Source organism: Bifidobacterium thermacidophilum subsp. thermacidophilum DSM 15837, from assembly GCF_000426425.1.
GTDB lineage: Bacteria > Actinomycetota > Actinomycetes > Actinomycetales > Bifidobacteriaceae > Bifidobacterium > Bifidobacterium thermacidophilum.
Genome location: NZ_AUFI01000008.1, coordinates 117,918 through 142,637 on the forward strand (window position 1 = coordinate 117,918; position 24,720 = coordinate 142,637).

A 24,720-nucleotide genomic window follows, 5' to 3' on the forward strand; every position below is an offset into this window, starting at 1 on the left:
GATACGCGTCCCAGTCAGCGTGGTCTGATGGGAGCGTGCTGGATGTCGTCGTTGATCGCGGTGCCGTGCCCGTTGCCGTCAAGACCGTGGTAGGCGTCGTAGATACGCTGGCTGCGCGACTTGAGATCCTCGTCCGCGACACCGTCAGCGGCGACCATCTGCGCGCGCAATTGTTCCAGCATGCACAACAAGAGCTCACGCACTCCCGCTTCAAGCGCCCTGTCATGGCGGCGGCTACCGCGCCACCACGAGACCGCCGCACCCACGGCGGCCCCCAAGAGCCCGGTGATGATCCAGATGATGACCGACTGTACGATCGGGGTCATACGATGGCCTTTCCACTGGAAAAACCCACACGATGGAGCGTCCGAACAAAGCCGCGCTGGCGTGTGGGTTTTATGAATCGAAACGAGGTAAAAATGCTGCTTTCCGAGTTCCACGACGATCACTGGCTGCCAGGCATCGAATGTCTGCGCGAATGCACCAGAATCGGCTATGAATCCGCATGGCGACGGCACATCATGCCCGCGCTCGGCCACACCGACATGGAAGACATCGACGTGGAGACCGTCGAATCATGGCTCGCCCGTATCCCATCGCGCGGAGCCGCACGTAAGGCATGGAGCGTGCTGCGCGCCATGCTGCGCAAGGCCATCAAGTGGGGACTGCTCGACACGGATATCACACGCCGGGTCACGCCGCCCAGATGCGGAGACTACCAGCCACCGACCCTCGACACCGGGCAACTGCGCACCCTGCTGCGCGGATTCTGGGGCCACGAATTGGAGGCGTGGCTGATCTGCGGAGCATGCCTAGGGCTGAGGACCGAGGAGGCGCTCGGCCTGGAATGGGATGACATCGACCTCAGGAGCGGGCACGTGCGCATCCGGCGCGGTGTCCAATGGGTCAACGGGCACGAGTTGGTGGTCGAACCGAAGACCGAGCTGAGCCGACGCACGGTCGTGCTCCCCCGGTTCGCCATCCTGCGATTGCGCCAAATCAAAGGCAAAGGACGTCTGACCGGCGGACTCAATCCCGGGCAGGTCGACCGGCGCTACCGCGCCTGGTGCCGACGGCATGGACTGCCGTGCGTGCCGCGGCGTAACCTGCGCCACAGCTGGGCCACCACCGCACTGGCGGCGGGCGTCGATGTCGCCGTGGTCAGTCGAGCGCTCGGCCACAGCTCGATCGAGACCACCGCACGCTACTATCTGCGTCCCGACCTCAACGTGCTCAAGGAGGCACAACGAGCATGGGAACACAGCATCATGGCGTAGCATTCCGTAACCCAGATGCCCATAGTGAGGTTTGGTAGTACTCATAATTCCACCAATGATGACGGCGTGATTCATATTCAGATCGATAATCCGACGGGCCGACGCCCGGACGCCGCCTTCGTGGACCTCACGCCGTCCATCGATGATTTCCCAGGACGCATCTACGACCTCATCGTGTTCCAATGGGATGTCGCATACATCAACGTCCGGGTGCGACGCACGGACACCAACGCGTGGGCCGGACGCGGACAGGGACTCAACGTCTCCTGGATGTGCTTGTGGAGCCGGTAGCTTTCCGTAACCCAGATGATGGAGTGCGGGACGTACATCGGCAAACTCAACGATCTCGGCATCCTTGCCTGCTATTTCGGGCAGGATCACGGCCGTGCTCCGGATTCAGTGATCGTGTCACGGTTTGTCGATGACGCGGCCACGGCGGCTGACCAATTAATGAGGTGGCAGCCTCTGGTATGGAGCAAAACCGAGAAGGCCATACAGATTCGCTTTTTCGCAACAAGCACAGGCGTTTGGCTTGGTTCGTCCCAAACCATCGCTTGCTGCTGGGCGGCGTTTTGGCGGTAGCGTTTCATACTGCTGCGCCCGGTCCCTGATGACGTTCAAGTGACCGTGTCCGCCGGCTAGGATGCGATGAAGTGGATGGTGCCGGTGAAGCGATCGGGGTTCTGCGCGCCGCCCACGTTGGTGTAATACATCGCACCGAAGGGCTCCACGACGATTCGCCTCTGAGAGGATCCGTCTCGTCCGTGCCACGGGCACACGGCCTGCATGAGTGGCCTCCAGCCTTCGGGCAGCGTGCCGAAGTAGCCGGTTGCCCATGAGTCGGTGGACGCCGATTTCCAGTCGAAGTAGAGCTCGATCATACGTCCGGCCCTGACGCCTGTTACCGTCCCGTATGTTGACGTGATGACTGTGATCGGCCCCGTAAGGGTTACGGAAAGCTACCGGCTCCACAAGCACATCCAGGAGACGTTGAGTCCCTGTCCGCGTCCGGCCCACGCGTTGGTGTCCGTGCGTCGCACCCGGACGTTGATGTATGCGACATCCCATTGGAACACGATGAGGTCGTAGATGCGTCCTGGGAAATCATCGATGGACGGCGTGAGGTCCACGAAGGCGGCGTCCGGGCGTCGGCCCGTCGGATTATCGATCTGAATATGAATCACGCCGTCATCATTGGTGGAATTATGAGTACTACCAAACCTCACTATGGGCATCTGGGTTACGGAATCCCCAACGGTCTTCAATGGTGTCAGGATGTCGAAGAGTTTGACTGGCGTGCCGACGGACAGGTTGGTGATGGGGATGCGGTAGAGGGGCATGTCGCTGGTGGTGGCGCCGTCCAGGATGCTGGTTTTGTTGTAGGACGGGTCCGCCGGGGTGCCGGTTGTTGCGGTGCCATTGACGACGACCAGGGTCGCGGTCTCCTTGCCGTCCGACGCCTTCTGGTATCGGCAGACGATCAGGTCGTTGCGATTCTGTCCCTGCGTGCCGTTCTGGATGGTCAGGTCGGTGGAGGAGGCCATGCGCACGTGTCTCCCATTCATGACCAGGTCGCCGGTGCCGATCGTGACCTTGTTCGCCGACGCGACCGTGGCCTTCAGTTGCTCGCCGGTCTGCAGCACGTAGCTTCCGACTCCGAGGATGCCCGACTGGAACGCTCCCATGTCGTCGCTGCCGACGTGGGGTGCCCCGGCAAATCCGGTGATGAGTTCGCTTGCCATGACGATGTTTCCTTTCACTTTGCTTCGTTCGCTATGCGGTGCGCAGCCAACGGTAGGCGCTGTCTATGCCGCGGCCCGCCTCCTGCCACGTACCCCCGTACGTGGTGCCGGGATTGCTGTTTTTGTTCCATTCGAAGATCGAGCCGACCGGATGCGCTGCAAGGAAGATCTGCGACGCGCTCACCGAGCCGGCGGGGCCCTGCGGCCCGGTGTCTCCCTTATCGCCTTTGAGCGTGGCGAGAATAGCGCCGACATCATACGTGCCGCCGCCGTTCACCGACGCGTTCACCGACGCGCTCGTAATCGGCATGAGATTACCCGCGACCGTCAACACGAAATCACCCACAACAGGCGGGTCAGCCGTACTCGGGGCGGGCTTCAAATCGCTCCACCAACAACTAGTACTGTTCGCTGGCGCATTATACGTAGACGCGTAAATACGGGTGCCGCGCGCCCCGGCCGGGCCGATCGGACCTTTCTGCCCTGCCGGTCCGGTCGGCCCTTGGGAGCCAGCCGGACCCTGCGGACCGGTGGCCCCGGTATCGCCCTTCGGGCCCTTGATGTTGCCTATGAGTATCCTCGACATTCCGTCTCCTTAGCTTTCCGGTACGTCGTAGTAAAGATTCCCGGTCGAGGAGTCGTACGAGAACGGTGGCGGCGAACCGCCGTCCGCGTAATACGCCCACAGGTCGCCGGATGAATCGACCGACATGGTGAAGAAGCCCGATACCGGAGTGGTCACGCCGCTATCGCCTGGATCACCCTTATCGCCCTTCGGGCCTTGGACGCCCTGCGGGCCGCGAGCGCCCTGTACGCCGTCGGCGCCTGCGGGTCCGGTTTCGCCTCTATCGCCTTTCTCTCCTTTCGGGCCTTGCGGGCCTTGGGGTCCGGTGTCGCCTTTCGGGCCTTGGGATCCGGTCTCGCCGCGCAGTCCCTCGGGGCCGGTCGGTCCCTGCGGTCCTTGGGGGCCGGTCGGGCCGGTGTCGCCCTTGTCGCCCTGGGGTCCTTGCTCGCCCTGCGCGCCTTGTGGGGTGGTCAGGTTCAGCGTATGTTGCAGTCCGCTGCCCGATAGGCTGGCGGACGCTTGCGAGCCCGGCCGGCCGGTCGATACGGTGCCGATGGTCAGGCTCGCCGCGTTGATGTCGGCGCGCACGTTTTGCGCGGTTTGCATGGCGTTGCTGGCTGTCGTGTTCGTCTCCGCGGTCAGCTCGCTTAGATTATCGATGTCCTTCCGGGTCACGTCCGAGCTGAACGTCCAGTCGGTCAATCGTAGGCCTTCGCCGGCGTAGTAGGGGTGGCCTCCGGCCATGCTCTCCGCTGTCCCGGTCAACGAGGTCTTGGAAGCGCCGGCGGTGCCGCATTCGTAGGACACCGTGAGCACGCCGCGCGCGAGCTTGACGATCTTCTTGGTGACCTTGGCGGTCACGTCGATGCCGGACAGACGGTCATGGCTGGCGACGACATCGCCGATGTCGAGGTCGAGACCGTCATGGATCCGCACGTCCACGCCGCCATGCGCCTGCAGGGCATCAAGCTTCTCCCTGCCTTTCTCCAATAGTTCGGCTCGGTCGGCGTTCGAATAATCGAAGACGGCCTGCACCTCGTCCAAGCCGGTGATTGATTGTGTTTCGGACACCGCGCCCTCCGTGTCGGCGTACAGGTGGACGACGGTTCTATCCTTTCCTTCGCCGGTGCCGAGGCAGATCAGGTGGTTGACGGGATGCCAGTCACGGTCGTACGAGTAGTCGATCAGGTCGCTGTCCACGCCCCCATAGGTGGAGACGGGCAGTGCGGACAGGCGGAGCATGCCGGAATCGTAAGCCATGCACAGCTTGCCGCCGCACGATTCGAGCATCTTCAGGATTCCGGTGTATGCGTCGGTATATCGGTCGAACCGGAAGGAGGATACGGTGAGCCCGCTCGCCTGCGCCGGGCTCGTGGTCATCACCTCACCCAGTCCGATATGGTCGATGACATGCTGGATGCAGTCGGTCGCGTCCCCGCTCACCGTCCAGTGATCCTGCCCGGAGTCGGGTTGGATGATACGACTGGCGAGCAGCCCGTGCCACGTGCGCCCCTCCCAGGTGATCGTGTGGACGCTGTCATCGAGACTGCCGCCGGTCGAGTCGATGACGCCTCCGTACTCGGTGCCATCCACGTATACGAACGCACCCGCCTCCAAACTGACGTCCGGTTCGTGCACGGTCAGCTGGAAGTCGTTCTCATCCGAACCGAACGCGAGGTCGAGGGTGCAGTCGCGGATGGCGCGCAGGTCCCGATGGTTGGCGTCGGTGGCTATCAGGTCGACCATGGCGGCTCACCCCTCTCCTCGATCACGGTCAGGTCGAACCCGAACCCGCCGACCCACGAAACATCGGACTTGCCAGCCGGCAAAGGCTGGAAGCAGTACTCGCCGCCGCCCAGCCCGCTTCCGCGGCGCCCGTCCGGGAAATGGTCGACCAGGTCGCCGTTGTTCACGGTCAGGCGGATGGTGCGGTTCAATCCGTCGATGACGAGATACGCGCCGGATGGCACCTCGCAGTCCACCGCGTACACGTTGTCGCCAATCGTGATCTCAGGGGCCGTGGCCGGACCGTAGACGGTGAGCCGGCACGGCATCGGCGAGAGCGCCGGGTTCGAAGCGGTGTCGGCGAGCAGGCTCGGTGACCAGTCGTGCCCGTAATCGTACGGGTAATCGAGGTCCGTGTAGGATGCGAGCGTCGACGGATTGTACTGCGTGGTCGATTCGCGCCGCCACACGCCATCCAACAGGACGACAGTCAGTGTGGTCGAAACGTACAGGGGCGTGATGGTCTGCGGCTCGCTCTTCGTCACGTACGCCGACGCCTGCCATTCATCGTCCGCGACCAGCGTGCCGGGAGTTCCGTTGGCCATGTCCGCGTCCATGAGCAGGCGCATCCGGTCGAGTTCCGCCAGATCCGTGACCTTGACGGTTACCGTGAGCTCGCGCGTTCCGCGTGTCACCCCGGTCAGATTCAGAAGGCCGGTCGTGTACGACCATGCGCGCCCACGCAGTGCCGGCATGGTCTCCCCGTACACGGGACCCTCGAACCCGATGGATTCGCCGTTAGTGCCGCACACGTAGCTCAGAGTCCTCATGCCACGCTCCTTACGAGTCTCGCGAAGTCACGTTGGGTGAACGGTCGATCATCGGACAATGCTTCTTCGACGGTTCCGATCAATGCATCCATCCTGCCGACGATGTTTTCCAAGAGCCTGTCGGAATCCGATGACGTGTCCGTGGTGACGTTCAGCCTGCCGGTCTTCGGCCAGTCCGTGTTGTCGAGGTTCATCGTGGAGACGAGCGAATCCATGGAACGGCTGACCACATGCGCGGAATCGTCGATGCCCAATGCCATGCCACGTCCGACCATCACGCCGACCTCGTCGCGGAACACACGCGACGGGGAATGGATGCCGAGCATGCCCTTGACCGCGTCGAGCGCGTCCTTGGCGGCGTTCTTCGCGGCGTCTCCGATATTCTTCGCGAATTTCACGATGCCGTCCTTGATGCCGTTGATGATGTTCTTCCCGACGGATATCCAGTCGGTCTTCGTGAACGCGCTCTTGATGGAGTTGACGATCTGCGGGATGCTCGCGATAATCTGTGGGAGTGCTCTCAGGAACCCGAGCGGCAGCGCAGCCATAAGCATGAGTCCGGCCGTGATGATCTGCGGCAAGTTGGATACCAGCCCGTTGACCAGCGAGACGATAATCTGCGGCAAAGCGGCGATAAGCCGCGGGATTGCGGCAATCAGCCCTTGGGCCAGTCCGGTAATCAGCTGTGCGGCCGTCGTCAACATCTGCGGCAATGCGGCGATAAGACCAAGCACGAGGCTCGTAATGATCTGTGGTAGCGCGGCGACAATCACGGGGATTGCCTGAATCAACCCCTGACCCAGAGCCGTAATCAGCTGTAGTCCAGCACTAATCAGCTGCGGCAGATTGTCAACGATGCCTTGCACCAAGTCCAAGATCAGTGTGGTCGCGCCGAGCATGAGCTGTGGGGCGTTCGCCGCCAGTCCGGACACGAGCGTCGTGATCGCCATTTGGCCGAGACCGAGCAGCATCGGCAGATTCGCGTCGATACCGTTCAGCAAAGCCATGATCATCTGCGTGCCGGCGGCCAACCATACCGGGACTTGCGTCTGGACGATTTGCATCAATCCGGCGAGCTTCGTGGGCAGGCCAGCCAGGAACGTGGTGATCATGACCGAAACCTGCCCGTCCATGCTCGCGTTGACCGCTCCGAGCGCCGCGATCAGCCCGGCGGCAATCCCGCCGATACCGAGAACGGCTATGAAACGGCCGGGCGCGAACATCGTCCGGAAGATTCCAATGGACTTGTCCGCTATCGGTCCGAATACCGCCGACACTGTGTCGCCGATTCCACTGACCGCAGCGGAAACACCTGTCGCGACACCCGGAGCCGCCTGCGCAAGCATGCCTCCGATGCCATTGAATTTCGCAAGGATTTTCGAACCGAATCCGCCGACAGCGGCAATGACAGGATTGGACTGGAACGTGGTAGCGACCTGACCGAGCACGCCGGCTGCACGCTCTTTCATCGAAGCGCCGAAAACGGCGACGTCCACGGCGACGCCGAACAACCCATCGGACACTTTTGAGGCCATGCTCTTGACGCCAGACGTGATCGACGTGTTCAAACCAGCGATTTTCTGCCCGATGCCTGTTTGCGTGAACTCGTCGCCGATCTGCTTGAGCACGCCGCCTATCGACTCACCGGCCTTGGACAGTCCGGACGCTGTCAGCTGGGCGTCGAACGTGATTCGCTCCGGGTCGAACATGCCGGAGAGCATGGTCTTCACGGTCCCGGCCTTGGACGCGATCCCATCGAATGAGATGCCGTCGATGATGGAGCTGATACTGCCGATTCCGCTTAACGCCGCCGGCACGGCCTTGCCTGACACTGCCAGCGCGGCGAACGCGCCGGTCAGCGTGGCCGCCTGTGTGGCGAGGTCGGCAATGCTGATTTTCCCGGCTTCCAGATTCTTGTCGAACGTGGCGAGCATATCGGTCACGGTCTTGGTTGCTGGGGTGAGGCGGGCGGTGAACGCGTCGACAGCCGGTGTCAATGCTTTGCTGACATCATCGATGACCGGGGTGAGCGCGGTGAAAACGCTTTTCAGGCTTTGCAGGGCCGGCGTCGCGGCAGCAGCGCCAAGACGCGAGAGGGCGGCCTTGCAGTTAGCCATCGCCCCCTGGAACGTGCTGCCCGATGCGAGCGCCGCGCCGCCAAGATAATTGTTCATGGCGGCGCTGAACGTTGCGAAATCAATCTTGCCTTTGCTGACCATGTCGGACACGTCTGCCGTGCTGACGTGGAGCTGGTCAGACAGGGCTTGCAGGACCGGGACACCACGCGACGTGAGCTGTAGCATGTCGTCGCCCTGGAGTTTGCCGCGGGCGGCGACCGAGCCGAAGATCGCGCCCGCGTCGGTCATCGACATGCCGGCGATGGTGGCCGTGTCGGCCACGGTCTTCAACGTGTTGGTCATGTCCTGCCCGGACTTGATGCCTGACGCGCTGAGTGAAGCGGCGATGGTCGCGGCCTCGTCCAGTCCGAACGCCGTGCCCTTGACCGACGCCATCGCGTCGTTCATCAGTTCGGTGATGTCCTCGGTCGAATGTCCGAGTCCTTTGAGCTTGGTCTGCGCGTTCTCGATGTTCAATGCGCGGCTGATGCCGCCCTTGGCGGCGAGCCCGGCGACCGCGGTGCCGATGCCGGTGATGACGCCGAGCCCGGCCTTGCCGACCTTGGCCAATCCTGATGCGGCGTTTTTGAGGAATCCCGTGCCGAATCCCTTGCCGGCCTTCTCGCCCTGCGTCGTGCCGACCTGTGCGGAACCGTCTGAGATCTGGCTGTTGAGTTTCTGGTTCCAGTCCTTCGCCGACGGTTCCACGCGGTAGTAGACGACGCCGACTGATTGTGCTCCGGCCATAGACTACATCTCTTTTCGGTTATTCGAAGTGGAACAGTTCCCTGACTTTCGCGCGGTTTTCCGCACGTTCGCGGTCAATCCGGACGGCGTCCACGGGTGGTGCGAACGGGTCTCCCGTCGAGTCGAGCCATGGGCGCCAATTGCGGCTGTGTCCGGTTATCCGTTCATCTGCTGCGGCCTGCATCCACATGGTCTCTTCGGAGCCTGATGGCGCGTACCATGCTCCGGACAGGGCGAGCCAACAGTCCGAATCCTTGTGCCGCAATATGACGCGCGTCATGCGCCATGCGGCGCCGACACCGAAGTTTCCGCGCTGCCCGGCAAGCATGACTGGCAGCGTGGTGGGGCGCCACGTGACGCCCCAGACGCGCAGCCAGTCAGCTGTGAGCTCCTCGCGGTGCCCTGCCCATAGGCCGATCAGGACACTGATTTTGGGTCGATGCCTGACTGCTCCGCCCACGCCTTGACCGTCGCGTTGATCCACGCGATAGGCCGGTCGGTCGTTTTGAGTTTTGCCCAGAAGTTCGGGCGTTCATGCTCGAAATATGCGAGGAACACGGATGTTGCTTGGAACGCGGTCGTGTCATCAAGCACGGTCTTGCTCTTGATGAGCAAAACCGCCTGCACGACCTCGAGCGGCAGTTCGGCGCTGTTCAGGTTCGGCAGGTCGAGCTTCATGCCGAGCACGTCGAGATGCACGTCGGGCAGGTCGGGTGTGTCGTCAAGCTGGATCTCTACCGGCTTGTAATCAGGTTCCGCCATTTCACGCCTCCACTGTCAGGCCGTAGGCGTCGAACTGCTTGCCGTCGGACGCGGTGTGGGCGGTGAACGTCATCGTCATGGTCATGCTGCTGCCGGCGCTGATCGTGATGCTGTCGCGGTCGGTGATGGTCGCGTCGCGGAGCACGATGATGACCGGGCGATCGGCTTGGTCGATACCGGCGAGCACGACCTGGTATTTGCCGGTCGGGTTCCCGGCAGAATGGATCGCGCCGTCCGCCCCGACGGTCACGCCGAAATAGGCTTGCGCGACCGTCTTGGTCATTTCCAAAGCCGGGATCTTCAGCGTGTAGTTGCCCGGTGCGCCGACCGACAGGACGACGGAACCGGTATGCCCTTTAATGTCGGTATTGTCTCCAGCGCTGAACGCGAGTTCCGCGCCGTCGTCGGTGTTCCAGCCGACCGGTTTCACCCCGCTCGGCGGGGTCCACGCCGTGGACGTCGGCAGGCCTGTCGCGTCAGGCAGCAGCCAGACTGCATAATCCTTGATAAGACGGACGTTCGCCGAATTATGCGATGCCGCGATCGTGTCCTGCAATGTGGTGGTTCCGGATGTTCCGGTGTCAGCCATGGTAATCTCCTAATCTTCTTGTCAGATGTATGTGCTTGCCGTTGTCGGGACGGTCAGCAGAAGCGTCATGTACGCGTATACGCGGCCGCCGTCGAACTGGATACTCGCCCCGGTGTCCACGCCGGCGGTGACCACGTCACCGTGCGAAGCCGGATACCGGCTGATGCTCTCCGCGACGCTCGCGGCGAGCTCCTGCAATTCGTCGAAACTGTGCGATCCGTCGGGGTGTTCGACATAGCAGCGGACCATGAGCCGCGCGTACAGTGAAACCGGGGTGGCCGGCTGCTGGTAGTCGACGCTCATGGCCACGGCGCGGAGCGTCGTGTTCGGTTCCGCGATGGGCGGGTCATGCCCGTCGACCGCGACCAGCAGGCTCCCGGTGATCGTCGTTGACTCTTTTGATTCGAGCCACGTTTTCAGGTTTGCGAGCAAACCGTGCGGCGTCTGGCATGCAATGAGCGATGGCATAGGTTACCTCAGTCTTCCGGCGGAGCGGGTCAGCAGCCCGTCCCGCGTCTCGTTCACGCTGCTGGTGACGAACGTCGCGCCACGCCTTCGTCCCTTCGTGTTCTTGTACACGTGGACGTGCGGGAGCGCAGCCGTCTTCGCCTTGCCTGTGATCGTGTCGGCGAGCGCGTCTGATCGCATGACTTGTTCGCCGAATGGCCCGTAGAATGTTTTCACTGTCACGGTGTTGCTCATGGTGTCTCCAGGGTGATGACGGTGCCTTTCGGCGTGCTGTTGGCGTCGACCCATTGGACCGGTTCGCGCCGGAGACGGTACCGGTGCCCGCGCACGCCGAGCGTGTCACCCGCGTGGATGTCCGGCCAGTTCCCGTTCCACCGGATGTAGAGCGTGCATCCGGTGGATTGTCCCTCACTGGTCGCACCAGGCTGTGATGTCGGTGTCGTCGGAGCGATGAGCGCGTTGACGGCGCCGACGCGTGTGAGACCATGATCCGGTGTGCCGTCCGGCCTGTAGACGATGACCTGTTCCATCATGATGCGCCTGCCATGTCGAACTGGGCGACGCGTTGCACGCCGCCCAGCGTCTTCTTCTCGGCTCGGGTCAGATAGAGGTCTCCGCCGGGATTCGCGTAGGTGACCTGTTCGCTGAACGGGCCCGTGGTTTGGCTGGTCTGGCTGACGCCCATCATGTCGCCGGATTGGAGTGCGCGGATCACCGCGGCGCATGTGACCCGTCGCAGTGACGTCTCGCTGGCTGTCCGCCAGTTGGGGCAGGACGTGCGGATCAGGTCGCTCGCGTCCGCGAGCAGCGCCGTACAGCGTGTGGTTTCGGATTCCGATAGTGTCCGCCACCGTGTGGCCACGTCATCCACGGTGGCGAACACGGTGGTGTCGCCCGTCATCGTCCGCCTGTCACTTGCCGGTGGAGTCCGTGCCTGCCGCGGCCTTGACGAGCGCGAAACGCTTCGGGTCCACGTACCATGCGTACAGCATCTCCAGCCGGTAGGCGACCTGGTTGTGACGCTTCAGATCACCGAGCCCGTCGGGGTCGCCGTAGGAGATGAGTTCGAGCGGCAGGTTCTTCTGGATGCCCCAGTAGATGCCGCCGGTGAAGTCGCCGACGATGGCCTCCACGCCGGTCGCGGTCGCCGCTTCGGGCGCGTTCACGGTCGTGGTGACGCTCGCCTTCGTGCCCTTGAACGCTTTGATCGCGGTACCGTATCCGAGCTCCGGATACAGGGGGTGGCCCTGCTTGTCGCGCGTGGTCGCGAGCTTGAACGCTTCCGGCTTGCTCAACGCGATGCCGGTCACGTCGTATCCTTCGCCGTCGTTGAGGACGAGGCCGATGGCCTTCTCGATGTCCGCGTCCGCGTCACCCGTGTCGGTCACGTTCTTCGTCGTGGAGGCCAGGTAGTTCGTCCAGCCGGTCATGACCGCGCCGGTCGCGGGGTTGATGCGGTGGAACACGCCGAGGTCGAGGGCGCGGCTCAACGCGGTCGCGCCCGCGTCGGCGATCGCCTGGTAGACGCCGAGCTTGCGGTCCTCGTCGGCCCAGAGCACCTCCTCGTCGAAACGGACGGTGACCTGCGCCTTGTGCGGGACGGCGGTCACGGTGCCGAACTCCACGTCGGCCGGCGCCTTGGCTGCGCCTTCCTCGACGAATTCGGCGCGCGGATGCTTCGTGAACGTCACGACCTGCGTCTCGCCGAACATGAGCGGCTTGCTGGCGGACAGGGCGGCGACGGCGGAACCCGTCTCGACCTTGTCGATCAGACCCTGCGCGAGGTTCTTCGGCAGGGACAATGCTCCGGTGGCTACGGTTGTTGCCATGATATTGACTCCTTATCAGGATTGGTGTGGTTTTAGTAGCCTGCGCGTTTGTTGACGCTGGCGAGGAAGGCGGCAGCATCAGACTGCCTGCGTGGTTCCGGCGACCGCGACTGGTCGCCCATACCGGCACGCTTGCCATCGGCCTGCGCGTATGCCTGGAGTGTTTTCGCGGCCTCCGTGAGCTTGTCCTCACTGTCCGCATCGACCAGGTCGAGCACGTCAACGGGGATGCCGGTGTCCTTGCTGACCTTGGATAGTGTCTGCTCCCACTGCTTGGCGGCGGTCAGCTTGTCCAGTTGGGCTTGCAATTGGTCGGCTTTCTCCGCTTTCTCACGCAGCCGGTCGGCCTGTTCGGCTTTCTCATGGTTGGCTTTGGCGAGTTTCTCCCACTTGCGGGCCTGCGCCTTCCAGTCGGTCGCATCCTGTGCCGGGTCGCCGTGCGGCTCCCCTGCACCATCAGGCGTCAACGTCTGCTGCTGCGTCGCGTCCTGCGCCTGTGTGGCCTCCTGTTGCGCGTTGTCGGTGTTGTCGGTGTTGTCAGGCATTCATGCCCCTTCCTTTTGTTTTGCCGCCCGTGCGGGCGCCCATCCGGCAGCCGTGCGGCACCGGGTTTCGTGGCCGGTCATGGGATCGCACCATGACACGCGGTGGAGGTGAGTGGCGGGTTGAGAAGAGCAACCGCGTGTAGAGCACTGGCTCCGGCCAAAATACGAAACCCCGCAGAACCTGCGGGGTTGGTAAAAGAAAAGCCGCCAGAAGGCGGCCAATCGTGGTGGCTGCTGGATTCGGACCAGCGCGGCATCATGCACCCGGTTTACAGCCGGGCCCCTTCGACCACTCAGGCAAACCACCAAACGTGATATACTGGTAGAACAAGGTTCGAGGTCCTCTGTGGTATTGAAATAAAATACGGAAAACGGAGGGGTGCTTCGGACCTTGTTCATTTGAGTCCTATCTCATGCAGCCCGTCAGCGTCCATGACGAATAGACGCCGGATTCTCGTCTTCTGGTCAGGATGCCGCACGTTGTAGGCCACCAACTGGCTGGCCAGCTTGTCGGACATGCGCGCATGACCGATGTCGATCACGTAGCAGTCTTTCACTACGCCGTGGTTGTCCATCGCGCTGGCGGCGGATTCGCTGATTCGCTTCGCAATATGCTGGTATTTCGTGCTCGTCATGGACTTGAGTTCGCACAGTTCACCAGCCTCCAGCCATTCGAAGTCGTTCGTCGCGGTCTGGTTCTCCGTGTCGCGCGGTATCCACCGGACGTGATTGCCCAACGCCTCGAACCGTTCGAGGAACACGGTCTCGTGCGGGTACAGCACCTCGAGCGACGGGTCGACACCGGCGGCTTTCTGCCGTTCCAGCCACTCCCCGTCAGACACGCCCGACACACCACGCATCGACAGTATCCGCGACTCGCCCGGCGAATGCGGGACCTTCGGCTTCCCCGGCTCCGAAGAAGCGGCGGCCGCCGATGCCTTGGGCGGCTTGTGGGGCTTCCCGCCGCCACCCGAGCCCGCCTGCGCGGCCGTGGAGTCCGCGACATCGCCGTTCGCGCGCATACGCGCGAGAATCTCCCTGTACGACGCGCCGGCAGGAAGACCCCGCACCGCCTCCTTGTACAGGGCGTCCAGTTTCTCTGGATCATACCCGCTGAGTTTGGCTTCGCCCCATGACGGGACCGGCTCGCAGTCGCAATGATTGTGGTACCGATTGCCGAGCCCGCCGCCGGCCGCCTCCTCGCTCATGTACACGAATCCACGGCCTGCGAGCATCGTGCAGAATGCGCACGTCACACTGCCGCGCGGGACACGCGCCCACCGCGGGCGGGTCGGATCATTGGCAATATTCGCCATCTGCCGGCGTTGCGCCGCATGTATGGCCATGCTGCGAAAGAAATCCGCGTAAGCCTGCTGCATGTCGTCAACACTCATGCCGGCGGTTTTCGGCAGCAAGTCCATGATCGAGACGCCGCTGCGTGCCTTCCCGGCCATGACCTGACGGTAGGTCAACCCGTTGTAATCGGTGTTCGAGAAGCCTTTCTGCACGTCCCACATGACGCGCGTCCAATCCTCACGGTCAGGGAGCGCATACTCCGGGAATTCCTTGCCGGCGGCCTGCTGCCATGCCTGGCGTTGCACGCCGTACCGGGTGTCAGCCGCCTCCTGTGCGACCTCGACAAGGTTGTGTGCCGCGTCGATGATGGAATCCTGGTCGGTCAACGCGATGGACTTGTCTGGGTGGTCGAAGTCGAACAGTTCGCCGGCGAGCGTGTCCGCATACTCGTCGAGGCCTTGCATGGTCTTCTGGTAGTCGCCGCGCGCGGCGTCAAGCTCGGTTTCGAGGGTCTTGCGTGACTTGGCGGTCAGGCTCAGATTCGACCAGTCAGTCATCGCACACCCCTCTCGTCACTACTGCTGTTGTTGCGTCCCGCTAACGTCAGAGTCCACTGTTGATGGCGTTGTCTGGCTGGTTTCCGGCTGGTTGATTGACTGGCGGATCGCATCATAGTTCGCCTGGGCGCGCTGCTTGGATTCCCAAGCCTTCACGCTCTTGATCTCAGCCTCGCTCAACCCGAGGTGACGACGGCCGACATCGCTCTTCGCTACCGCCTCGTCCACGCTGCCGACCTTCGTCAGCCAGTCCGCCTTCGCCGCATCCGAGCTCACGTTCACCGGCTCCCAAACCGGCGTGATCCCGGACAGATCCACATCAGACAGTCGGGAGTATCCGCCCTGCATGTAGACGCCGATGCGCATCAGCTGCATCAGTTGGCCGGTGAATTCGCGGTTCTGACGTTCCGCGATGCGACTCAACCGTTGTTCCGCCGCGTTGATCGCTTCGACGCTCGTCGGGTTCGACAGGCGGATGCCCAACGCTTCGGCCGGGATGTCGGTCGCACTTGACACCATCATCGCGATCGTCTCAAGCATCGACGAATACGGTGCCATGCTCGCCTGCTGGAGCTGCTGGATCTGCGGGACAAGCCCGTCCTCGTCACGGCTTACCGCGTTCAGACTCGTCATCAGCCGGCTCCACTTGCTGCCCTGGAACGCTTCCGGGTCGAGACCAAGGAACCAGACGCGCGGCGCCGCATAGAACGCCGCCGCCGTATCCATTTCGGTCATCGTGCGGAACCCCATGTCGGTCAATGCCATGAGTGTGCGGCTGATCCGCGAACGACCGAACGGCCGGTCCAACTGCCGGTCGTAGGCTATCGGCACGACCGGCACGACCGGGCATTCCTGGTCACGCCACGTGCACACGGCACTCCAGCCGGTGCCGTCCGACGTGAGTTCCCACGCGCGTCCAGGAAGCCAGAGGGTCATCGCCGTCGCACAGCCGAGACGATTGTTCTCGGTCACGGTCAACGCGCACCGGATGCGGTTGCGGCGCCGGTCCCACACGGCGGCACTCCAGTCCGCGGCACGCGCGACGATCTGCACGTCGCCGGTCTCCGCATCCGGATACACCGTCAAAAAGCTGCATGAATGCTTGTACGCGCTGGTGATTGCCTGCCCCATCATCGGAATCAGGCCGACGCGGTCGGCAAGGTCGGCGACACCGGGGTCGTCGATGTTCGGGTCGACGTTGAATCCTGCGAGCACGCTCTTGTCTGCGAGGCTGCTGACGGCCTTGCGTGGCCAGTCCACCGGGCATTCTGCCTGTTTGCTCATGGATTCGGGGATGGACCCGGAGATGTTGCGCAGGACTTCCTTGCCGTCGTAGTACGTGCCGCGCAGGATGTTGCGCGCGTAATGCTCATGCCAGACGCGGGCGAGGACCTGCAGCCAGTACAGTTCCTCGTCGCCGAACACGTCCGTGCTGTCGGCGGCCTGGACGTTACCGACGGCCAGCGGCGCGGCAAGCCAGTCCTTTCCCTCGTCCGTTTTCCATTCAAGCTGGTAAACCATAGATTCTCCAAAAAGGTCGAACCGCCGTCGATGAAACATCGCCGGTTGGTAATACTGGTCAGCCGACGGTCTGTCGGCGTCCCGGATGCCGTTTCGACGTGAACGCGCCATGCAAGGCGAGCGTCACCGCCACCAGCGGGCTGATGTCCACATCACTGCCGGCACGCTGCCACGCGGTCATCCCGCCGCTCCCGATACCACGCAACGTCACCGACAGCGCCGCGTCTGCGAGCGCCGGCTGCGCGGTATCTGGCAGGTGGGTGATGGTGTGGGCGGTGAGCATGTCGAGCATGCGGCCGGTGGCTTGTCCGAGTTCGCGTGTGCCGGTGACGGTGACTTTCATGTGTCGGGCGCGCAGGTCGGGCAGGAGGCTGAGTGCGGGGCTTTGTGAGTCGATGACGATTGCGGCGGTGTGTGGCCAGCGTTCGGCCAGCCAGTCCACGGCCCACATGGTGCCGTGTTCGTGGGTGGACCGGCATTCGGCGAGTTCCACGTGCGCGGTGCCGTCCGGGTAGCGTGCGCATGCGCCGATGCTGATTTCGCTGCGGTCGGGCGGCATGTCCACGCCGAAACTCGTCGTCCCGCCGTCAGGCCGCTCGAGGATTGTTGTCGCGTCCCATGTGTCGCGGCTGATGACGCCGGCTGAACCGGTTTCGTCCCAGATGCCGAGGGCTTCGCGTCGGAAGCTGTCTTCCTGGAGGAGTTGGCGCATGCGCAGGATCGCCTGCTCTTTGGTGCGGAGCGGGTATGACGGGTTGGCTTGCATCCACGCCTCATGGTCGTCGCTGTCCGCGTTGTGGTCGGCGGCGAGTTCGATGTAGGCGCCTCCGGTCAGGTGATGGTCGAGTGCGAGGCGACGTTTCCCGGTGAATACGTCGCATGGGTCGCCGGGTTTCGGTGGGTTGCCGAGGAACACGACCAGCGGGTCCGGTGACGTGTTCATCGCGGGGATCATGTTCGCGGTCGCGTTCTCGCTCAGGATCTGCGCCTCGTCGAACACTTCGACGTCAGCGCCGTGCAGGCCGCGCCCGAAGCCTTTCTCGCGCGCGCCGAACATGATGACCGAGCCGTTGGCGAACACGATTTCCTGCTGCCCGTTGGCCTTGCGCACATGGTCGATATGGCGTGCGACCGACGGGGAGTTGGCCAACGCCTGCATGTCGTCGAACGTCTCGTTGGTCGTGCGCGTGTGATGCGCCGTCCAGATGACCTTCAGGCCGGGGTGGAGCATACAGCGCACGAACATCGCGGTGCCGATCGTGTAGGTCTTGCCGATCTGGCGTGGCGAACTGACCGTCAATCCGCCGTCGCCGCACGCATACCGGCCGTCTTCGCCACGGCTGAACAGGATCCACAGGAGACCACGCTGCCACGGGTCCCAGTGGATGTCCATACGGTTGGCGACCAGTTCGATGCGGTGGAAGTCGCTGGACATCATGCCGTCAGGCTTCTCGAGAACGCGGGCGACCTCAGATAATCTCCGCCCCTGTTCCTGCGGCATCCATCTCCTCGCTTTCATCGGTGTCCGTTGTCAGGTCGAGCAGCGGGTCGCCGCCTTCCAGCTGGTCGAGCCGCTCGGTCACGGCGATGAGCTGCCGGCTGATCGCTGCCAAAGCGTTCGCCGGGGTGCCCGGGTCGGTCAACGCGTGGGCGAGCACGTCACGGTTCGTGCGGAGCACGTCCTCCAGGCTGTCGTCCATCATGCGTTTGAATTCGACGCTGGTGAGTTCCTTCGGCGCTTCAGTCTTATCGTGTTCCGGCTTCGGACTGTCCGGCTTGGCACTGGCGCCCTTGCGCGCCATGACTTTCGCCTTGTTGCGGCATTTCGCGGAACAGTACTTCTGCGGCCTGCCGCCGCCCTGCGTCGGGCGGAATTCGGAACCGCAGATTCTGCACTTCATCACGCCTCCGTTCCGGTTCCATTCACTGGCAGGTTCCATTCAACGCCCGCGGGGAGGTGTCGGCCCTTTGACCGGGGGGGCCACGGCTGGCGGACTGGGGGTGACCCGCCCACCCCACGGCAGCGGCACGGTGTCGTGAGCCGCATGGTTTCGCGACGTCGATGGTCTTGCCGGTGCCGCTTGCGTGGTTTACCATTCGCTGCTTTTGTTGGTCTTGCTGCTGGCCTGCTGTGTCGTGTCCTGTCTTGTCCCGCTTGGCTTGTGCAGGTTGGCGCGCGCCCATTGGATGGTGTGGTTGCCGCGACGCTGGTTGCATATCCTGTGTGCGAGCCGCAGGTTGTCCCATTCGAGTGGGCTGCCGCCGCGGCTGACCGGTATCGCCTCGTCGACTTCGCCGCTTAACGGGTGGCCAGATGGGAGTGTCTTGTCTACCGTGCGCCCGCAGATCCAGCAGATGTCGTATGCGGCGAGCACCCTCTTGCGGAGCTTGGTGCGCCGGGAGCCGTTGCGTCTTCGTGGATTGGGGTGGGATGCCATCATATTCCCCCGGTGACGCAGAACCCCGGGGAGGATTATCGCCGCCTCCGGGGTTCTTACAATGATGCTGCTACGTAGTATACCACATAGCGGTGGCAACCTACTGCCGCTTGGATTCCGCGTGTCGCGAAACCCGGCGGGCGATGGACGCGACCGGGATGCGCCAGTACCCGTCGCCCAACGGCGCGGCTCCGGTGAGCTGTCCTCGCTTGAGCCATGTCGAGACCGTGTTGCGCGGGACGGTCTCGCCGAGGTTGTCGCGGATCCACCTGCTCGCGTCGGCCGGGGTGAGCGTCACGTGCAGGCGACGCCATGCCGCGGCGAGCGTCTCCCGTGCCGGACGCGGGTCTGGTGACACCCATCCGCATGGGCAGATGACCCCGCCCCCCAGCTGTTGGACCGGAGCATGGCATTGCGGGCACAGGCCGATCAGCGGGCGGCTGTCCTGGCTTGGCGCGCCGAGCCATGCCGTCAGCCGACGCGACTCGCCTTGCAGGTCGGCGAGCCGCCTGTCAGCGTCGTGCCGCGCGCACAGGTCGGTCATGCGGTTGGCCATGCGCGGCAGGAGCGTGCGCCATCCGCCCCACAGGCCGATGCCTGCGGCCACGTCTTGGATCGTCTCCTGCACGCTGTCCTCGAGGTCGAGCGCGGGCAGGTCGACCAGTGCAGGGGCGAACGCCGGTCTCGGCCGGCGGCCTTCGGCACGGCCACGCCTGATGATCCGGAACGCGACCAGGTCGACGCGGTGGAGCTGCCGGTCGAGGTCGTGGAGCACGGCCGCGTACTCGCGGCGCAGGTCGCTCACCGTGCCCTCCCGTCCATGCAGGCCGGGCACTGCCACATGCCGTCGGCGCAGGTCCAGCCGATCAGCCCGCACTGATCCGCCAGGTCGTCAGGGCTGTGGGTGACGATGATGCCGCCGATGTCGGCAGCCTTGCGCCCGCACCATGCGCACCGGGCGGTGAGCCAATCGGCCTTCCCGTCGGCGAGCGCATGTGTCGTGGTCTTGGCCGTGGCCGTGGTCTTCGTTGTGGTCTTGGTCGTTGTTGCCCGTGCGCCGTCATCGGTGTTGGCTGGGTGTTGGTTGCGGAGCCGGTCGATGGTCTTGGCGAGGCCGAGACCGGTGATGTCGGCGTAGGTGACGGCGTGCATGGTGGGCATGGTCGGGTTCCATCTCATCGTCCGAGCCTCCTGAGTCTGTCGGCGAGCGCTTTGTTCGCTTGTTTGTTGTTCGGACAATCGAGCTTGGGGTTGATGGCGTGCGGGCATCGGTTGGCGCCGATGTTGAGCCGTCCGCAATACTCGCATGTCCTTGGGTTGGTGATGCGTGGGATGTCGTCGAGCATTGTCAGGCTCCTGTCCTCGCGTCTTCGCTTTGATTCTGGACTTCGAGCGGCATCGATGTGCCGGTGTAGCCGAGCATGCTTTCACACTGCTGTTCCACCCGTCGTACCGCCGTCACCGCGCCCTTCAACACCGCAACGCCGACGACGACATCATGATCATGCAACGTAGGGTCGGACTTGGCGAGCGCCGATCCCAGGTTGCGCTCGCAATTCTTCCGAAACCCTTCGAGCCAATCCATCAGTTCGCGCAACGTCGCGTCTTTCTGCGTGATATTCGTTGCCATCATGCTTCCTTCCCTTGCGTGCGGTTCACTCGCCATCGTCCAGTCCGATGTCGCGGATGAACCTGGCGTGGACGACGGCCTGCGTGCGTTCCCGCTCGTCCGCCTGGGCGAGGTCCCTGCCGGCATCAGCCATGTCATGCGCGCGCATCGCGATCTTGCGCAGACTGGACAGGGCGACCATCGCGGCCACGCTCACCTCATGGTCGTCCGTGTCCAGCAGTGCCGCGTACTGGGCGATCAGATTCCCGGCGAGCGCGGTGATGTGTTTGGCGTCTTGTTGGAGGTTTTCCGAGGTGATGAGCCGGTCGGTGCTTTTGTCGATGTCCTGCGTCATTTCGATTCCTTCGTTCTTGCGTTGTTGTGTTGGTCGACCATGTCACGGAGTTGGATGCTGGTCGCTTTGAGTGTCTGGGCGAGGATCCTGATGGTGGTTTCGCACTGGTCGAGGAGCCGGTCCACCTGGTCGCAGTCGTAGCCGGTGCGGAAGCGCGTCGTGTCGAGCGTGGCGGTGTGCACGTCGTGCGGTGTGAGCAGTCGCATGCTCACCGTCCCAGCCATGCGATCGTGATGGCGAGCGCCATGAGGATCAGGACGATCAGTGTCTGTATCACTTGGTCGCCCTTCGTGCGCGCCGGTCGGCTGCTTCGTCCAACGCGTCGTCCAGCATGCCGGCGAGCGCTTCGGCGGTGTCGATGGTCAGCCGGTAGCGGGTGATGTCGAGGGCGTGTGGGCCGGTCGCGTTGGATTCCCGGATTTCGAGGAGGATGCAGTTGCCGTGGTCGCTGGACTTGGGTTCGAGGGTGAGTTTGTGCTGGTATCCCATGGTTATTCCTTCGTGTGTCTGAGGATGCTGATGGTCTGCTGGTATTCGTGGATGTCCCGGTCGAGGCAGTCGTCCACGCGGTGTGTGGTGTGCTCGTGCTTGTGGGGGCCGAGTGTGGCGAGCGCGAGACGGAGGGCGGTCATGTCCATGCGGTGGTAGTCCGTGAGAGTCCTGAGCCCATCCGTGAGTACCGGGAGTTTGTGGCTGATCCAGTCGAGGTCGAACTGTGGGTTGGTTCCTGCGATGATCAGCCGGTCGGGGTCGAGCGGGTAGTTCGCGTCCACGAGCCATTGGCATGCATCTTCGGCGGTCTCGTCGGGCCCGGTGCCTGACAGGAGTGATTCGCGGATCAGCCCGTTGTCGCGGTGCATGCCGAGGATCGTGTCCATCGTCCCGCAGTTCAAACGGATCCCGTCCGTCGGGTGGATGACCCGGCTGTACCGGCCTTTCGCGCCGAGCAGCGGGTTTCCCGCCATGTCCGTGACCCGCATGCCGATTTCCAGCAGGTCGCCCTCCACTGGCATGATGCCCGTGGTCTCGGTATCGATCCACAGGAGCACGTCCCTGTCAGTCGTCATCATCGTCTCCTTCGTTTGTTTCGTTGGTGTTCTCGCTGATCAGCCGCCTGGCCTCGTCCCGGCTGATGGTCCGGTAGTCGCCGTCATCGCCCAGGAGCACCCACTGCTCGCGCCAGTCCTTGACCGGCACATGCCGCGGGTCGGCCCACATGCTGACGATCCAGCCGAGCCGCCGGGCCAGCGCGGGGTGCGCGTGCACCCACCCGTGGCAGCCGGTCGTCCCCGAACCGCACAGGCGGACCAGGTTCGCCGGGCTGTCCCGCACATCAGGGCTCGCACTGCGGCGCAACTGCCGGTGATGCGTGGACACGCCCGGCCATGAGCCGCCGCGCGTGTTCCTGCCGCACCGCATGCAATGCCAGTCCTGCCGTTGGGCGACCACCTTCGCCGACCGTTCAAACGAATGTTTCATCACGCCTCCAGCACCTGCACGTCGCTCCACCGCCAGTCCACGTCCCAGCCGACCGACGAATCCGTGTGCGGCCAGCCGATCGTCAACCCGGTGCCCCGTTCCACGAGACGCCAGCCGACCTCGGCCGGGTCCATGAGCCGGCCGTCCACGACCGTGCCCGACACCGTGCGGGCGATCACACGCCTGCCCGCCAGCCTTTCGCCCGGCAGGTCACGCCAGGGCAGGCTCCGTTCCACCGTCCCGTTCACGCGACCGCCTCCAATCGGGCCAACGCGTCACCAAGCTCACGTGACGTGACCCGGCCAAGCGACTTCAACGCCTTGTCGGGCGGCGTGCCGTCGTTGAGCAGGTCCGCCAGACGGCAGGCGACACCGTCCGGTTCCGGGGCGTCCCGGTCCAGCAGGGCCAGCACATGGTCGCAGCCATACGAATGCCGGTGATGCGAGACGGCGGCTGAAGCGGAAGGCTTCGACGTGATGCCCAGTTCGGCGCCATGGCGCAGCCAGTTGCGGAACGCGGCCTGCCAGTCACGGCTCACCCGGCCAGACGACGCGGCCGCATCCCGGAACTTCACCAGCTCCGAAGCGAGGTCGAGACCCAGCTCGACGGCGAGCGCCTGGGCGTCGTGGTCGGGTGTCCATCCGGCGGGGAGTGGTTGTGGGTCTGGTTGGGTTTTCGTTTTTTGCGCGCGCGTACTCTCTCTTGGATGTTCTAATGATGGTTCTTTAAGTGTTTGGGTGACATGGGTGTCACCCCGTGGCGACATGGGTGTCACCCCGTCGGTGACATGGGTGTCACCCCGTGGCGTCATGGATGTCACCCCGTCGGGTTGCGGGGTGACATGGGTGTCACCCCGTTCGGTGGTGTCACGGGGTGACATGCGTGTCACCCCGCGCTTGTACTGGTAGTCCACCTTCTCGGCGGTGTCGATGGTCACCTCGTACACGTAAGGGCTCCTGTCAGCGCTGTAGCGTGTCCCGTATTCCGCGTCGCGGGCGATGAGCCCCTTGCTCTCGAGCAGTCTGAGCGCACGCTGCACGGTCCGCTCGTTGCATTCGAGCTCAGCCGCGAGCAGTCCCACGCTCGGCCATGCGCGGTCATCCTCGTTCGCGTAATCCGAGAGGATGATCAGCAGCATCTTCGCGCGGGCGTCACCGACCTTGATGCGCTTGGCCTTGCCGACCAGATACGAACTCATGATGGTCTCCTAGAATTCCGGTTCCGTGCTGTCCACGCCCCAAGGGTCCTGGACGGTGTCCGATGCGGGTTCCACCGTCGACGACGATGGAGCAGACTGCTGTGACTGTGGTTGCTGCGGTTGGGGCGTGCCGTAGGTCGCGCGGAAGCCCGACGACATGGACGTCCTCGCCACCTGCGCGGTCGCATACCTCAGGCTCGGGCCGATCTCATCGACCTGCACTTCCACGATCGTGCGGTTCGACCCGTCCTGCGCCTGATAGGAACGCTGCTGGAGCCTGCCCTGCACGATCACCCGCATGCCCTTGGACAGGGACTGCGCGACATGCTGCGCGAGGTCACGCCAGGCGGAACACCGCAGGAACAACGCCTGCCCGTCCACCCACTGGCCACTGTTGCGGTCATACGAGCGCGGGGTGGAAGCGACCGTGAAATTCACGACCGTCGCCCCACCGCCCGTGGTGCGCAGCTCCGGGTCGCCGGTCAGGTTCCCGATGACGGTGACCGTCGTCTCCCCGCTCACCTGTCATCACCCCGATACGACACCCACGTCTCATGACGGTCGGCACGGTCGATGGCCTTGGCCACGAACCCGGCCCACGCCTTGCCCCTGCGGATCGAGGCCGCACGGGTCTGCGCACGCTTACGCGACCCGAACACGCCGATACGACGCCACTTGTCCGGGTGGCGACGGCACTCGGCGATCATGTCCATCACCCCGGCGTTCGGTCCGCGATACTCGTCAACCGGCAGCTCATCCAGCCACACGTCATCCGCATTGGCATCCGAACCAGCGTCCGCCGACGAGTTCGCGGCTTCCGCGTCCTTGCCGTAGATCACCGGGGCCGGGGCGCGCTTCTCCGCCTCCTGCAGGCCACCCGCCTTGTTCCACGCCTCCAACGCGGACAATCCCGGATCAGCGTTCAACAGGTCCTCCGCGAAGATCCGCACATCCTGATCCTTCACGCGACGGCCCATCTCACGCTTCGCGTTCACCTTCTCCGACTGGGTCAGGTCACGCCACGAGGCGTGCACCAGCTCATCAAGCCGCTTATACGACAACCTACCCATC

36 protein-coding genes and 1 tRNA gene are annotated in these 24,720 nt (G+C 63.8%); 2 read left to right on the forward strand and 35 right to left on the reverse strand.

Annotated features, from left to right (window positions below):
- Positions 1-14: 14 nt before the first annotated feature.
- Positions 15-326 (reverse strand): hypothetical protein, encoded by a 312-nt coding sequence (locus K315_RS0104490; protein ID WP_029576372.1) that lies wholly within the window; start codon positions 324-326, stop codon positions 15-17.
- 93 nt (positions 327-419) lie between these two features.
- Here K315_RS0104490 and K315_RS0104495 point away from each other — a divergent pair, with 93 nt between their 5' ends.
- Both K315_RS0104495 and K315_RS0104500 read left to right on the forward strand, forming a co-directional pair.
- Complete coding sequence (locus K315_RS0104495) at positions 420-1,277, forward strand: tyrosine-type recombinase/integrase (protein ID WP_029576373.1); 858 nt, start codon at positions 420-422, stop codon at positions 1,275-1,277.
- A 66-nt stretch (positions 1,278-1,343) separates the two neighbouring features.
- Positions 1,344-1,568, forward strand: a complete 225-nt coding sequence (locus K315_RS0104500) for a hypothetical protein (protein WP_029576374.1) — start codon at positions 1,344-1,346, stop codon at positions 1,566-1,568.
- Between the two features lie 347 nt (positions 1,569-1,915).
- Here the strand turns inward: K315_RS0104500 and K315_RS0104510 are convergent, their stop codons facing one another.
- The 34 genes from K315_RS0104510 to K315_RS0104695 form a co-directional block, all read right to left on the reverse strand.
- The gene (locus K315_RS0104510) at positions 1,916-2,158 is read right to left on the reverse strand and encodes a hypothetical protein (RefSeq protein WP_029576376.1); all 243 of its coding nucleotides are present in this window, start codon (positions 2,156-2,158) and stop codon (positions 1,916-1,918) included.
- Positions 2,159-2,236: 78 nt separating this feature from the next.
- Positions 2,237-3,019 (reverse strand): hypothetical protein, encoded by a 783-nt coding sequence (locus tag K315_RS0104515; RefSeq protein WP_029576377.1) that lies wholly within the window; start codon positions 3,017-3,019, stop codon positions 2,237-2,239.
- A 31-nt stretch (positions 3,020-3,050) separates the two neighbouring features.
- Positions 3,051-3,605 (reverse strand): collagen-like domain-containing protein, encoded by a 555-nt coding sequence (locus K315_RS09950; protein WP_052316548.1) that lies wholly within the window; start codon positions 3,603-3,605, stop codon positions 3,051-3,053.
- Positions 3,606-3,614: 9 nt separating this feature from the next.
- Positions 3,615-5,330: a hypothetical protein gene (locus tag K315_RS09955; protein WP_052316549.1), complete on the reverse strand. Its 1,716-nt coding sequence runs from the start codon at positions 5,328-5,330 to the stop codon at positions 3,615-3,617.
- Positions 5,318-6,139 carry a hypothetical protein gene (locus K315_RS0104530; protein WP_029576378.1) on the reverse strand — a complete coding sequence of 274 codons (822 nt, stop codon included), beginning with the start codon at positions 6,137-6,139 and terminating at the stop codon, positions 5,318-5,320. The genes K315_RS09955 and K315_RS0104530 overlap by 13 nt, the downstream gene beginning before the upstream one ends.
- Positions 6,136-9,003: a tape measure protein gene (locus tag K315_RS0104535; protein WP_029576379.1), complete on the reverse strand. Its 2,868-nt coding sequence runs from the start codon at positions 9,001-9,003 to the stop codon at positions 6,136-6,138. Before K315_RS0104535 ends, K315_RS0104530 begins: the two co-directional genes overlap by 4 nt.
- A 19-nt stretch (positions 9,004-9,022) precedes the next feature.
- Entirely contained in the window at positions 9,023-9,463 is a 441-nt protein-coding gene (locus K315_RS09960; RefSeq protein ID WP_152571395.1) for a hypothetical protein, read from the reverse strand.
- Complete coding sequence (locus tag K315_RS0104545; protein ID WP_029576381.1) at positions 9,421-9,765, reverse strand: hypothetical protein; 345 nt, start codon at positions 9,763-9,765, stop codon at positions 9,421-9,423. Before K315_RS0104545 ends, K315_RS09960 begins: the two co-directional genes overlap by 43 nt.
- 1 nt (position 9,766) lies before the next feature.
- Entirely contained in the window at positions 9,767-10,354 is a 588-nt protein-coding gene (locus tag K315_RS0104550) for a phage tail tube protein (protein ID WP_029576382.1), read from the reverse strand.
- A 21-nt stretch (positions 10,355-10,375) separates the two neighbouring features.
- Positions 10,376-10,822: a hypothetical protein gene (locus K315_RS0104555; RefSeq protein WP_029576383.1), complete on the reverse strand. Its 447-nt coding sequence runs from the start codon at positions 10,820-10,822 to the stop codon at positions 10,376-10,378.
- A gap of 3 nt (positions 10,823-10,825) precedes the next feature.
- A complete protein-coding gene (locus K315_RS0104560; protein WP_029576384.1) occupies positions 10,826-11,056 on the reverse strand; it encodes a hypothetical protein in 231 nt (76 codons plus the stop codon).
- The gene (locus tag K315_RS0104565; protein WP_029576385.1) at positions 11,053-11,355 is read right to left on the reverse strand and encodes a hypothetical protein; all 303 of its coding nucleotides are present in this window, start codon (positions 11,353-11,355) and stop codon (positions 11,053-11,055) included. Before K315_RS0104565 ends, K315_RS0104560 begins: the two co-directional genes overlap by 4 nt.
- The gene (locus tag K315_RS0104570; protein WP_029576386.1) at positions 11,352-11,723 is read right to left on the reverse strand and encodes a Gp19/Gp15/Gp42 family protein; all 372 of its coding nucleotides are present in this window, start codon (positions 11,721-11,723) and stop codon (positions 11,352-11,354) included. Before K315_RS0104570 ends, K315_RS0104565 begins: the two co-directional genes overlap by 4 nt.
- 10 nt (positions 11,724-11,733) lie before the next feature.
- Positions 11,734-12,651 (reverse strand): phage major capsid protein, encoded by a 918-nt coding sequence (locus K315_RS0104575; RefSeq protein ID WP_029576387.1) that lies wholly within the window; start codon positions 12,649-12,651, stop codon positions 11,734-11,736.
- Positions 12,652-12,683: 32 nt separating this feature from the next.
- Positions 12,684-13,196: a hypothetical protein gene (locus tag K315_RS0104580; RefSeq protein WP_029576388.1), complete on the reverse strand. Its 513-nt coding sequence runs from the start codon at positions 13,194-13,196 to the stop codon at positions 12,684-12,686.
- Between the two features lie 225 nt (positions 13,197-13,421).
- A tRNA-Tyr gene (locus tag K315_RS0104585) sits at positions 13,422-13,503 on the reverse strand.
- An 88-nt stretch (positions 13,504-13,591) separates the two neighbouring features.
- Positions 13,592-15,049, reverse strand: coding sequence for a VG15 protein (locus tag K315_RS0104590; RefSeq protein WP_029576389.1), 1,458 nt, complete (start codon positions 15,047-15,049; stop codon positions 13,592-13,594).
- A gap of 18 nt (positions 15,050-15,067) precedes the next feature.
- Positions 15,068-16,570 carry a phage portal protein gene (locus K315_RS0104595; RefSeq protein ID WP_029576390.1) on the reverse strand — a complete coding sequence of 501 codons (1,503 nt, stop codon included), beginning with the start codon at positions 16,568-16,570 and terminating at the stop codon, positions 15,068-15,070.
- 58 nt (positions 16,571-16,628) lie between these two features.
- A complete protein-coding gene (locus K315_RS09425) occupies positions 16,629-18,071 on the reverse strand; it encodes a terminase family protein (protein WP_033520434.1) in 1,443 nt (480 codons plus the stop codon).
- Positions 18,040-18,471, reverse strand: a complete 432-nt coding sequence (locus K315_RS0104620; RefSeq protein ID WP_029576393.1) for a hypothetical protein — start codon at positions 18,469-18,471, stop codon at positions 18,040-18,042. Before K315_RS0104620 ends, K315_RS09425 begins: the two co-directional genes overlap by 32 nt.
- Before the next feature lie 189 nt (positions 18,472-18,660).
- The gene (locus K315_RS09430) at positions 18,661-19,011 is read right to left on the reverse strand and encodes an HNH endonuclease (RefSeq protein ID WP_238556429.1); all 351 of its coding nucleotides are present in this window, start codon (positions 19,009-19,011) and stop codon (positions 18,661-18,663) included.
- 97 nt (positions 19,012-19,108) lie between these two features.
- The gene (locus K315_RS09965) at positions 19,109-19,813 is read right to left on the reverse strand and encodes a hypothetical protein (protein ID WP_152571396.1); all 705 of its coding nucleotides are present in this window, start codon (positions 19,811-19,813) and stop codon (positions 19,109-19,111) included.
- The gene (locus K315_RS0104635; RefSeq protein WP_029576396.1) at positions 19,810-20,187 is read right to left on the reverse strand and encodes a hypothetical protein; all 378 of its coding nucleotides are present in this window, start codon (positions 20,185-20,187) and stop codon (positions 19,810-19,812) included. The genes K315_RS09965 and K315_RS0104635 overlap by 4 nt, the downstream gene beginning before the upstream one ends.
- Positions 20,184-20,354 carry a hypothetical protein gene (locus K315_RS10400; protein ID WP_155804618.1) on the reverse strand — a complete coding sequence of 57 codons (171 nt, stop codon included), beginning with the start codon at positions 20,352-20,354 and terminating at the stop codon, positions 20,184-20,186. The genes K315_RS0104635 and K315_RS10400 overlap by 4 nt, the downstream gene beginning before the upstream one ends.
- A gap of 2 nt (positions 20,355-20,356) precedes the next feature.
- Positions 20,357-20,641 (reverse strand): hypothetical protein, encoded by a 285-nt coding sequence (locus tag K315_RS0104645; RefSeq protein ID WP_152571397.1) that lies wholly within the window; start codon positions 20,639-20,641, stop codon positions 20,357-20,359.
- Positions 20,642-20,663: 22 nt separating this feature from the next.
- Positions 20,664-20,972, reverse strand: coding sequence for a hypothetical protein (locus tag K315_RS0104650; RefSeq protein ID WP_029576398.1), 309 nt, complete (start codon positions 20,970-20,972; stop codon positions 20,664-20,666).
- Entirely contained in the window at positions 20,969-21,178 is a 210-nt protein-coding gene (locus K315_RS0104655; protein WP_029576399.1) for a DivIVA domain-containing protein, read from the reverse strand. The genes K315_RS0104650 and K315_RS0104655 overlap by 4 nt, the downstream gene beginning before the upstream one ends.
- A 67-nt stretch (positions 21,179-21,245) precedes the next feature.
- Positions 21,246-21,461 (reverse strand): hypothetical protein, encoded by a 216-nt coding sequence (locus tag K315_RS0104660; protein WP_029576400.1) that lies wholly within the window; start codon positions 21,459-21,461, stop codon positions 21,246-21,248.
- Between the two features lie 2 nt (positions 21,462-21,463).
- Positions 21,464-22,042, reverse strand: coding sequence for a 3'-5' exonuclease family protein (locus K315_RS0104665; protein WP_152571398.1), 579 nt, complete (start codon positions 22,040-22,042; stop codon positions 21,464-21,466).
- A complete protein-coding gene (locus K315_RS0104670; RefSeq protein WP_029576402.1) occupies positions 22,029-22,451 on the reverse strand; it encodes a hypothetical protein in 423 nt (140 codons plus the stop codon). Before K315_RS0104670 ends, K315_RS0104665 begins: the two co-directional genes overlap by 14 nt.
- Positions 22,451-22,699 carry a hypothetical protein gene (locus tag K315_RS0104675; protein ID WP_029576403.1) on the reverse strand — a complete coding sequence of 83 codons (249 nt, stop codon included), beginning with the start codon at positions 22,697-22,699 and terminating at the stop codon, positions 22,451-22,453. The genes K315_RS0104670 and K315_RS0104675 overlap by 1 nt, the downstream gene beginning before the upstream one ends.
- On the reverse strand, positions 22,696-23,649 hold the full coding sequence (locus K315_RS09970) for a helix-turn-helix domain-containing protein (RefSeq protein WP_052316550.1): 954 nt from the start codon (positions 23,647-23,649) through the stop codon (positions 22,696-22,698). The genes K315_RS0104675 and K315_RS09970 overlap by 4 nt, the downstream gene beginning before the upstream one ends.
- A 9-nt stretch (positions 23,650-23,658) precedes the next feature.
- Positions 23,659-24,171: a single-stranded DNA-binding protein gene (locus K315_RS0104690; RefSeq protein ID WP_029576404.1), complete on the reverse strand. Its 513-nt coding sequence runs from the start codon at positions 24,169-24,171 to the stop codon at positions 23,659-23,661.
- On the reverse strand, positions 24,168-24,719 hold the full coding sequence (locus K315_RS0104695) for a hypothetical protein (RefSeq protein ID WP_029576405.1): 552 nt from the start codon (positions 24,717-24,719) through the stop codon (positions 24,168-24,170). The genes K315_RS0104690 and K315_RS0104695 overlap by 4 nt, the downstream gene beginning before the upstream one ends.
- Position 24,720 lies beyond the last annotated feature (1 nt).